Origin of the sequence: Specibacter sp. NPDC057265 (genome assembly GCF_042668835.1) — a bacterium.
Classification (GTDB): domain Bacteria; phylum Actinomycetota; class Actinomycetes; order Actinomycetales; family Micrococcaceae; genus Specibacter.
In genome coordinates this window covers 72,490-82,720 of sequence record NZ_JBHUYE010000013.1, presented here as the reverse complement: position 1 = coordinate 82,720, position 10,231 = coordinate 72,490, and the positions used below count along the sequence as shown (strand labels likewise).

Genomic DNA, 10,231 nt, shown 5'->3' with positions numbered 1-10,231 from the left:
GGGCCCGGGACAGGGCACGGCGGCTTCCCTGCGCCGGGGGCCGTGCCGCTAGAGCGGCGCCGAAGCAGTGGCAATGAGGGCGTCGGAGTTCATTTCAATGCTCGGACCCACTGACTGGATGAAGTCCCGCCGCACCCGGGCAATTGCTTCAGGATCGCGGGGGAGCAGGGTGCGCCAGCCGCTGCCCATCACCAGGTTCCAGGCCATGGCGTCATCAACCTGCAGTGTCAGCGGCTGCACCGCGACGCTGACCTCGGCCAGGCCGCGGGCGCGGAGCCACGCCGACATTTTCTCCACCGAGTCCACACGGGCCATGTTTTGGTTTGGCAATGGCACCACCCCGGCCAGACGGGGCCGTTCCTTGACGGCGGCCTCCAGGATGCGGCTCGCGAAGGGTTCCAGGGCGCCCGCAAGCCAGGTGCTCACCACCATGCGCCCGCCCGGACGCAGCATCGAGGCCAGGTGTTCAACGCCGGCTTCCATGTCAGCAAAAAAGAACATGCTGTAGGAACACAACACCGCGTCAAAGGTCCGGTGCCCACGCCATTGCGTGACATCTGCCTCAGTCAAAGTGGTGTTCAGGATGCGGCGCTGACCTAGATTGTTCGCGGCAATGCGCAGCAGACCTGTCGAGAGGTCCACGCCGTCGACCGTTCCACCAGGGCCCACGGCCAACGCGGCCGGCACGGTTGCCGCGCCCGTGCCGCAGCAGGCGTCAAGGACCTTCGCGCCCGGTTGCAGCATGGCAGCCTCCACCACCGCGCGGCCCATGGGATCCCAAAGTTTTTCCGACCACGCCTCAAATTGCAGCGCCCCATCGGTGAATGCTAGGCCGGGATCGCGAGCTGACATGGGGTGCCTTTCAAAACGGAAACGGGGATGGTGGGCGGAGCGGCGTGGTGGCCTAGCCGTGGCCTTGGAGTTGGGCGCCGGCAAAACCGTTCTGGCGCCAGGCTTCAAAAACGGCAATCGAGGCGGCATTGGCCAGGTTCAACGACCGCAGCGACGGCAGCATGGGCAGCCGGACGCGGGCGGTGACGTGCGGATCATGCTTCACCTCCGGTGGCAGACCGTCCGATTCACGGCCAAACATCAGCACGTCACCGGCTTGGTAGGCGATGGAGGTGTAGTTCTCCTCGCCGTCCGAGGTGAAGGCGAAGACCCGTTCCGGGGCCAGTGCCGTCCAGGCATCAGCCAAGGTCTTGTGGACAGTGACCACCGCCAGGTCGTGGTAATCCAGGCCGGCGCGGCGCAGTTTGGCATCGGAAAAGTCAAAGCCCAGCGGCTCCACCAAGTGCAGTTCAGCACCTGTAATGGCTGCGAGCCTGATGGCATTGCCGGTGTTGCCCGGAATTTCAGGGGTGATAAATAGGATGCGAAACACGCTTGCCATCCTACCGCCCGCCTGGGGGGCGCCGCGTCCCGCGTCCCGCCTTGCGCCTTGCGCCTCCGCCTCCGCCTCCCGCCTTGCGCCGAACCCGCGTTCCGCGTCTCGCCTTGCGCCTTGCCCCGAACCCGCAGCAGATGTCCCCTTGTGCGGGTCAAAGGGACATGTGCTGCGGGCTCGCGTCACGTGGGTGGGCTCGGGACATGTGCTGCGGGCTCGCGTCACGTGGGTGCGTGGGTGGGAACGGGAAGGGCTTAGTACATGCCGCCCAGCAGCCTGTCCAAAATATGCAGGTCCACCACATTGGGTGTGGGTCCGGCTGCGAGAAAACCCTTGACTTCCCGGACAAAGCGGGCGGCATTGGCCACATTGAGCGCATTGGAACCATCTGGTTCCGTGCCCCGGGCGTAGTCAATGACGGGTTCAAAGAGGTTGCCCGTGGCACTGTGGACGCACACCCAGGCTGTGACATTGCATTCCGGGAAGAGTTCCTGAAGTTCCCGGGCCGCCGGGATCAGCTGTGGCGGCGCAACCACCTTGCTGCCATGGAGCAGGACGCTGCCATCCCACCGGAAAGCACCGTCCGGGACCAGCATGGAGCCGATCACGGCTATGCGGTATCCGGAGACCAGCACATGATCCAAATATCCGCGGTTATAGGGAGCCGCGAGGCCATTGACCAGCCGGGCGGCGGGAATGGCCGTGAGCACCTGCTGCATCATCAATTGTGCGCTGCGGGCTTCGCGTTCAAGGCGGGAGGCAGCCCCAAACACACCTCGCCTGCGGGGCGCACCATGGACGGGCTGGGCTGCTGTCCGCCGCGGCAGCACAGGATTTTCCCCCGGCGCCAAAGTTTCATAGGCCGGGAAATAAACCGCCGGGTCGGCGGCCGTGTGGCGTTCCTTGGGCATGCGCCGGGTACTGAAGCCGGTGGCACCGTCCCGGTGCGCCGCCCGCGGATCGCCGCCGCCGTAACCGCGAAAGCCGCGCCCCGGCGCCGCAGTTGGGGTGCGCCGTGTCTGGCCACGTGCGCCGTAGGAATGGTCATAGTTTTTCCGACGCTGGGCATCACTGAGCACTTCATAGGCTTCGGTGACGCGGCGAAAATGCGCCGCATCCCCGCCCCGGTCCGGGTGCGCAATGCGGGCTGCCTTGCGGTAGGCGATCTTAATTTCACGCTCGGTTGCGGTGCGGGCCAGCCCAAGGACTTGATAATGCGTGAGGGACTTCTCGGCCACTGTTGACCTTTCGCTTGCCAAGTGTGCAGAGGTTCAGTCTAGCGGCCCGGAGGTTTCCGGCGCCGCGGCCGTTGTGGTTTTGGCCCGGCAGATTGCGCAGTCGGTACAGTGGGCGGTGTGGAAAAACAGCGCAGCACCGATCAGCGGGCCCGCAGGCAACGTTTGCCCCTTCCCAGCGCGGCGGCACTGGCACTTGCGGCGGCGCTGACGCTCACCGCCTGCACCATCACCCTGCCCGCAACGGAAACGCCGGCCACGACTCCATCAGCACCGCCCCCCACCTTCGCCCCACCCACCGTGGTGGCCGGTTACGACGCCAAGGCCATAGCCGGCGCACCCATGACCTTTGAGGCGGGCAACAGCTTGCGGCCCGACGTGCCCGTGGCCTTCCACGACATTCTGGGCGAGCCGGTGCAGGCTGCCGACTACACCCAAACCCCCGGACCGCCTGAGTGGAAACTCCTGGTCAACAAGGTGGGCGGGCAGACACGGTACAGCAACGCCTCCGGCTGCCAGCTCACCTATTGGACCACCACCAGGCAGGGCCCGCTCATTGCCCAGGGTGATGACAGGGCCTCCACCGTGGCCCTGATGAAATATCTGCTCCCCTCGGTCATGGAGTCTTCGCTGGGCGAGGCCCAGTTGCCGTGGGCCGCCGAAGCCGGCAAGGCCGGACCCGGGATTTCGTTTTTGGCTTTTGGCACCAAAGCGGGCAAAGACGTCATGGCCAGCACCGTGTGGGCCAGGGTCCTGGGCACCGCGGACACGGGTCTGCTGCTCACCCTGGCGTGCCCCACGGACGAACTGCTCGCCGCCACCACACCCAAGGTGATGACGAAGCTGTCGGTGGCGCCGCCGTCGAACTAGCAGGCACCATCCTGCCGCTGGGACCGGACGTAGCGCAGAAAAAGCATGGATTCGGCTTTCAGGACACGGTCCAAAACCATGCTGCGCACGCAGGTCCCGGCGCTGCTGGCAATGCGTCCGGCCTGCCCGCCCACCAGCAGCGGCGAGAGCGTGAGGGACAGCTCATCCACTTCTCCGGCCTCCGCAAAGGTTCCCAGCAGCCTGGGCCCGCCCTCGCAATGGATGGAGTTCAGCCCACGGCCCGTCAACTGGTGCACCAACTGCCCGATATCAAGCTGCGACTGACCAATTTCAATGACTTCCGCCACCTCGGACAGCGCCTGGCGCCGGTCGCGGGGCGCGGAGGCGAGCGTGAAAATCAGCGGCTGCACAGGGGCCCTGGTAAACACCTCCATGCCGGGATCCAGGTCCAGGGAGCCTGAAACAATGGCCAGCGGGGGGTGCGCGCTCAGGCCATGTTCCAGACGCCACTGCTGGGCTTCGGGGCTGAGCAGGGGGCCGCCATAGCCTTCGGCGCGGATGGTCTGGGCGCCCACCACCAGGACCTGGGCCGTGTGGCGCAACAGCAGGAACAGGCGCTGGTCCATGGCATTTCCCAGCTCGCCGGATCGGCCGTCCACGCTGGCGGCACCGTCAATGCTTGCGACAAAATTAAAGCTCACCCACGGCTTGCCATCCGGAGGCCGCGAAAGCGGCGCGGCATGCATTTCCGCTTCCAGTTCAGTGCCGGAGAGCGTCGCGGGGCTGGGGAAGAGCCGCTCGATCATGGCATGGCCTGCCCGTGGCGGGCCGGTTGTTCCTGGGCGGGGACATTGACCTCAGCCATGTTGTGCAGCAGGAACTCCGGCTCCCGCCAACCAAGCACGGCTTCGGTCATTCGAATGGCATCCGTCGCCGCCGCCACATTGTGCATCCGCAGCACGCGGGCGCCGCCGAGAATGCAGATGGTGCCGGCGGCCAACGACCCGGCCAAGCGATCCTTTTTGGCCCGGTCCAGGGTTTCGCCAATGAAGTCCTTGTTTGAAACGGCCGCCAGGGTGGGGTAGCCCAGCGCCGCGATTTCATGGAAGCGGCGCGTAATCTCCAGTGTGTGCAAGGTGTTTTTATTCAGGTCATGGCCGGGATCCACCAGGATTTTCTCCGCCGGAACGCCCAAGGACAGGGCCAGTTCGGTTTTCTCGGCAAGAAAGGCCACCACCGAGGCCACCACATCGTCGTATTGCGGCCGCGGGAAGGATGTGCGTGGTTTTGCCATGGAATGCGTGATGACAAGGTGGGCCCCGGACCCGGCCACCACGGACGCGATCTCCGGATTGGCCAGACCGGTGGTGTCATTGATGACATGGGCGCCCGCGGCGATGCTCTGGGCAGCCACCTCGGGCAAAAACGTGTCCACGGAAATAATGACGTCGCTGGCCGCTGCGACCTCGGCGATGACCGGCACCACCCTGTCCGCCTCCTCGGCAGCGCTCAGGGCCGGGCCCGGCGCGAACGGAACCCCGCCAATGTCAACCCAGTGCGCACCATCACGCACCGCGGCAAGCGAGGCGGCAATGGCGGCGTCCAAGGCGAAGGTGGCCCCGCCGTCGTAAAAGGAATCAGGAGTGCGGTTGATGATGGCCATCAGGGCCACCTGCCGGCTGAAATCCAAGGTGCGTGCACCAAAACGATGCATCGGATGCAACAGGGGTGGGGTGAAAAAGGGTGCTGCAGTGGCCGTGGATGCCGAAACGGCGGAATTGTCCATGTCACCATCCAATAGCCTTGGGTGAACTTTGCCGTACAGCGCGGCGTGCCGTGTCGGATCTTTTTGTCCAGGCACTGCCAGGGGAGGCGCAGCTGACCGCGCCGCTGATGCCCACCGGCCGTGCCTGGCGCACCAGTCGGGCCGCGCCTGGGGCACGGGCCGACTGGTGCGCACGAAGGCTGTGCGGAAGGGGCGGCCGCCGGCGTCGTGCGGCCGCCCCTTCTACATATCAGCGGACCGCCGCCAGGGCATCAACCAGGCCTTCGCCGTAGTAGCTGTTGTTGCCCGGCGTGCCAATGCAGGCGGACCCGGTGGGCGTCGCGGAAGGCTGGCAGGGCTGGTCCGTTGCCTGCCTGCGCAATTGCTTGATCATTTGCGCCGGCTTCATTTTCGGATCCTGGGACTTCATCAGGGCCAGCACGCCGGCCACCTGGGGGGAAGCCATGGACGTGCCACTGAGCAGCCCATAGCTGTTGTTCGGCAAGGTGGAGAGGATGCGTGAGCCCGGTGCCGCCACGTCAATGACATTCAAGCCCCGGTTGGAAAAGGCGGACAGTTTGCCGGCCTGATCGGTGGAAGCGACTGTCACCACGCCCTCCAGTTCTGCCGGGATGTCCTTGCAGCCATTGTTGATGGTGCGTTCAATGCCGGCCACGTCGTTGGGGCTGACGGTGTCGGTGGTCTTGTTGGCCAGATCGTAGGAGGCGTTTCCGGCCGCGGCCGCATGCACCACGCCCGCCTTGGTTGACCACTTCACGGCGCGTTCAACGGCGTCCAGCACCGCCCTTTGGTCGGGCTGGTCAGCACACCAGAACTGCATCGGGTCGATGTAGTAGCTGTTGTTGGTCACATCCATGCCCTGCAGTCCGGCCCACATGAAACCGCAAATGGCGTATTCCGGGTAGATGGAGCCGGCGTCGTTGACCACCTTGACCGAGGCCATGCGCACATTGGGGGCCACGCCCACCATGCCCACGCCATTGCGGGGGGCGCCAATGATGCCTGCCACATGGGTGCCGTGGGAGGAGCTGGTGGGGAACCAGCCGGTGGGGGAGGTGTCCGGGCGTCCTGCGTTGGTGCAGTTGACCGAGGCGGCCACGTCAATGTTGGGTGCGAGGTCGGGGTGGACCGGGTCAATGCCGCTGTCCAAAACCCCCACCAAAACGTCGCGGGAACCGTCAGTGATGAGGTGGGCCTGATCAGCCTTGATCTGGTCCAAGCTCCACTGTTCACCCTCGCGGGGATCTTCGGCAAGCCCCTCAAACGCGGCGTCGCCGTAGCGCACGTCGGTGTCGGCCGTTTGTTTTTGGCGCAGCTGCGGTGCCCTTTGCCACGGGGTCACAATGCCCTCGGGGGTGCCTTCGGCCACTGGGATGGTGCGGGTCGCCCCGACGGATTCCACGGATGACTTGCCGCTTGTGAGGATGTCCTTGCGGAAGTTCGCGCGGTCCGACTGCGCAATGACCACGCCAATTTCCGGCCACTGCTGGACGGCGACGCCCCCTGCAGCCTCCACGGCCTGCACGGCGGCCCGGGTCCGGTTGGCGTTGGCGGCCTTGACATTGACCACGTAGCTCATGATCTGGCCGTCGGCTGCCGGAAATTCCACGGGTGTGGAAGGCGCGCGCGGCGGTGCGGCCACGGCGCTGGTGCCCACCAAAGTGGACGCCGTCAGGGCCACCGCGCACAGGGCGGCAGCTGCGGTTCGGCGTAATAATGCTGTTGGCATCAAAATGATCCCCCATGGGTTGGTGTGATGTGAGACACCTTGATCTTGTCACCGGGGCCGGACACTGACAAGGACCATGGCGTAGAATTGCTCAGGTGCCCGTGTATTTAGATCACGCGGCGACCACGCCAATTTCGGCCTCGGCCCTCGCCGCACTCACCACCGTTATCGCCCGTAGCGGCAATCCGTCCTCCCTGCACGGGGCGGGCCGGCGGGCCCGCGCCACCGTGGAGCAGGCCCGCGAAACCATTGCCGCAGCTGCCGGCGCGCATCCCACCGAGGTCATTTTCACTTCCGGCGGCACTGAAGCCGACAACCTTGGTGTCAAGGGCCTGTTCTGGTCCCGGCGCGCAGCCGAGCCTGCCCGCAACCGCATCCTGGTTTCCAGTGTGGAGCACGCAGCCGTGCAGGACACGGTGGAATGGCTGGAAAAGCACGAGGGCGCGCAGGCGCTCTGGCTGCCGGTGGATGCCGACGGCACCCTGGACCTGGCGGCTCTGGAGGCGGAACTGGCCGACGGCGGCGCGGACTCCGTGGCGCTCATCAGCTGCATGTGGGCCAACAATGAGGTGGGCACCGTTGAGCCCATCGCGGAGATTGTGGCGCTCGCGGACAGTTACGGCATCCCGGTGCACTCCGACGCCGTGCAGGCCTTCGGTTCCATTGACGTGCATTTCAGGGACTCCGGTCTGGCCGCGATGAGCATCAGTGGACACAAAATTGGTGGTCCGGTGGGCGTTGGCGCCCTGTTGCTGGGCCGTGCGATAACCCTGACGCCCGTCCAGCACGGCGGCGGGCAGGAGCGCGGTGTCCGCTCCGGGACCCTGGACACCGCCGGCATTGCCGCTTTTGCCGCGGCGGCGCAGGAGGTCACGCAAAACCTGGCCGCTGAGAGCCAACGCATCGCCGGGCTGCGTGACGCCGTGATTGCCGCCGTGCGGGAGCTGGTGCCCGATGCGGTGCTGCGCGGGGTGGACCCCGCGCAGCGTCCCGCCGGCAGGCTTCCCGGCAACGCGCACTTCACCTTTCCCGGATGCGAGGGGGATTCGCTGTTGTTCCTGTTGGACATGGCTGGCATTGAATCCTCCACCGGCTCCGCGTGCACCGCCGGCGTCCCGCGGCCCTCCCACGTGCTGCTGGCCATGGGACTGGATGAGGACACCGCACGTGGCGCACAACGCTTCAGTCTGGGGCATACATCCGCCCCGGAGGACGTTGAGGCCTTTGTGAAGGCGCTGCCCAACGCCCATGCCCGCGCGAAAACCGCAGGCATGGCCGCGCACGTGTCCAGCATTGAAACGGCCAGCACCAGGGACCGCTGAGGCGCCCGGGCTGGAGAAAATAAAGCACAAGCATCAAAACAAGCAGTACGGAAGGCAAGCAATGCGAGTATTGGCCGCCATGAGTGGTGGAGTTGACTCCGCCGTAGCCGCAGCCCGAGCGGTGGACGCGGGGCACGACGTCGTCGGTGTGCACCTGGCGCTCTCCCGCATGCCCGGCACACTGCGCACCGGCAGCCGCGGCTGCTGCACCGTGGAGGACTCCAATGACGCCTGGCGTGCCTGCGACAAGCTCGGCATCCCGTACTACGTCTGGGACTTCTCCGAACGGTTCAAGGAGGACGTGGTGCAGGACTTCATTGACGAATACGCCGCCGGGCGCACCCCCAACCCCTGCATGCGCTGCAATGAGCGGATCAAGTTCGCTGCCCTGCTGGAAAAGGCCATTGCGCTGGGCTTCGACGCCGTGTGCACCGGCCACTACGCCAAGGTCATCACCGACGCCGACGGCAATCCGGAGCTGCACCGCGCCGCGGACTGGGCCAAGGACCAGAGCTATGTGCTGGGCGTGCTGACCCACGAGCAGCTCAAGCACTCCATGTTCCCGCTGGCCGACACCCCGTCCAAGGCGGAGGTCCGCGCGGAGGCCGAAGCCCGCGGACTGTCGGTGGCCAAAAAGCCCGACAGCCATGACATTTGCTTCATTTCCGACGGCGACACCGCCGGCTGGCTGGCCGAGAAGATCCAGATGACCGACGGCGACATTGTGGACGAGTCCGGCGCGAAGGTGGGCGGCCACAGCGGCGCCAACCAGTTCACCGTGGGCCAGCGCCGCGGCCTGAAGCTGGGCACCCCGGCAGCTGACGGAAAGCCCCGCTTTGTGCTGGAGATCCGGCCCAAGGAAAACAAGGTGGTGGTGGGACCCCACGCCCTGCTGGCCATTGACGAGCTTGAAGGGATCAAGGTTTCCTGGGCCGGGCTGCCCATAGCCGAGGTTGCCACGGGGGCCGGGTTCGATTGCCACGCCCAGGTCCGCGCCCACGGAGACCCGGTTCCGGCCCGTGCGAAGGTCACCGAAACCACTGACGACGCCGGCACCCGCCAGCTGCTGCACGTGACCTTGGCTGAGCCGCTGCGCGGTGTGGCCCCGGGCCAAACAGTGGTTTTGTACCAGGGCTCCCGCGTGCTGGGCCAGGCCACCATTGATTCAGCAAGATCGCTGGCCAGGCCGCAGCTGCCCTAGCCCCCGGCTGGGCCTTGCGCCGCTGGCGTAAACTTCCGGTATAGGTGATTTGGATCACGGAAGGTTTACCAACATGCCCCCGCACGCAATCCCCAACCCCATGCAGTATTTGACCGGCGCACTGAACCAGTGCGCCGAAGTCATTGCCGCCATTTCAGCCAACCAGGCGCAATGGCCCACGCCCTGTGAGCACTGGAGCGTGCAGGATCTGCTGCACCATCTGGTGGTGCAGGACCTGCACAAGTTCACCATCATGGCCCGCGGCCATCATATTGATCCCTTCGCCGCGGATGCCACCGTGGGGGCCGACTGGTCCACGCGCTTCAGCGACGGCGCGGCCCTGCTGATGCGGGCCTGGGCCTCCGCCGACCTCAGCGCCCAGGTGGCCCTGCCTGGCGGCGGCGAGGCGCCGCTGCGCAGCCGGATCGGCCTGCAGATAACCGAATTCACCGTCCACTCCTGGGATCTGGCACGGGCCACCGGGGTTCCCATCACCCTCGACCCCAAGCTGGCGGACCAGTCCCTGGCGTGGGCGCAGCGCACCCTCAAACCCGAACTGCGGGGACCGGAAAAAGGGATCGGCCCCGAGGTTCGGGTGCCCATCGCCGCCGATTCCTACACCAAACTGGCCGCATGGTTTGGCCGCAGCCCCTACTTCAGGGCCGGACCCCGCGCCGACTCCCTGGCATGACGGGCCGGCGCCAACAGCGGCGCGGGTGTGGCGCCGGGCGCCAAATCTG

General features: G+C 66.1%; 10 protein-coding genes. 4 read left to right on the top strand and 6 right to left on the bottom strand.

The window, feature by feature from the left end; translation table 11 throughout:
• Positions 1–48 precede the first annotated feature (48 nt).
• The 3 genes from ACFUCV_RS10695 to ACFUCV_RS10685 form a co-directional block, all read right to left on the bottom strand.
• Positions 49–852, bottom strand: coding sequence for a class I SAM-dependent methyltransferase (locus tag ACFUCV_RS10695; protein ID WP_380815416.1), 804 nt, complete (start codon positions 850–852; stop codon positions 49–51).
• Between the two features lie 52 nt (positions 853–904).
• Complete coding sequence (locus tag ACFUCV_RS10690) at positions 905–1,384, bottom strand: tRNA (cytidine(34)-2'-O)-methyltransferase (protein WP_380815414.1); 480 nt, start codon at positions 1,382–1,384, stop codon at positions 905–907.
• A gap of 257 nt (positions 1,385–1,641) precedes the next feature.
• Positions 1,642–2,646: a J domain-containing protein gene (locus ACFUCV_RS10685; protein ID WP_380815413.1), complete on the bottom strand. Its 1,005-nt coding sequence runs from the start codon at positions 2,644–2,646 to the stop codon at positions 1,642–1,644.
• Positions 2,647–2,742: 96 nt separating this feature from the next.
• Between ACFUCV_RS10685 and ACFUCV_RS10680 the strand changes: the two genes are divergently transcribed.
• Positions 2,743–3,492, top strand: coding sequence for a hypothetical protein (locus tag ACFUCV_RS10680; RefSeq protein WP_380815411.1), 750 nt, complete (start codon positions 2,743–2,745; stop codon positions 3,490–3,492).
• Here the strand turns inward: ACFUCV_RS10680 and ACFUCV_RS10675 are convergent.
• From ACFUCV_RS10675 to ACFUCV_RS10665, 3 genes are all read right to left on the bottom strand, one after another.
• Complete coding sequence (locus ACFUCV_RS10675) at positions 3,489–4,259, bottom strand: pyrimidine reductase family protein (protein WP_380815410.1); 771 nt, start codon at positions 4,257–4,259, stop codon at positions 3,489–3,491. The genes ACFUCV_RS10680 and ACFUCV_RS10675 overlap by 4 nt on opposite strands.
• Entirely contained in the window at positions 4,256–5,239 is a 984-nt protein-coding gene (folP, locus tag ACFUCV_RS10670) for a dihydropteroate synthase (protein WP_380815408.1), read from the bottom strand. Before folP ends, ACFUCV_RS10675 begins: the two co-directional genes overlap by 4 nt.
• Positions 5,240–5,468: 229 nt before the next feature.
• Positions 5,469–6,968 carry a S8 family serine peptidase gene (locus ACFUCV_RS10665; protein WP_380815406.1) on the bottom strand — a complete coding sequence of 500 codons (1,500 nt, stop codon included), beginning with the start codon at positions 6,966–6,968 and terminating at the stop codon, positions 5,469–5,471.
• 95 nt (positions 6,969–7,063) lie between these two features.
• Between ACFUCV_RS10665 and ACFUCV_RS10660 the strand changes: the two genes are divergently transcribed.
• The 3 genes from ACFUCV_RS10660 to ACFUCV_RS10650 all read left to right on the top strand — a co-directional run bounded on the left by ACFUCV_RS10660 (position 7,064) and on the right by ACFUCV_RS10650 (position 10,182).
• The gene (locus tag ACFUCV_RS10660; protein ID WP_380815404.1) at positions 7,064–8,290 is read left to right on the top strand and encodes a cysteine desulfurase family protein; all 1,227 of its coding nucleotides are present in this window, start codon (positions 7,064–7,066) and stop codon (positions 8,288–8,290) included.
• A gap of 61 nt (positions 8,291–8,351) precedes the next feature.
• On the top strand, positions 8,352–9,491 hold the full coding sequence (gene mnmA, locus ACFUCV_RS10655) for a tRNA 2-thiouridine(34) synthase MnmA (RefSeq protein WP_380815399.1): 1,140 nt from the start codon (positions 8,352–8,354) through the stop codon (positions 9,489–9,491).
• 73 nt (positions 9,492–9,564) lie between these two features.
• Complete coding sequence (locus tag ACFUCV_RS10650) at positions 9,565–10,182, top strand: TIGR03086 family metal-binding protein (protein WP_380815395.1); 618 nt, start codon at positions 9,565–9,567, stop codon at positions 10,180–10,182.
• Positions 10,183–10,231 lie beyond the last annotated feature (49 nt).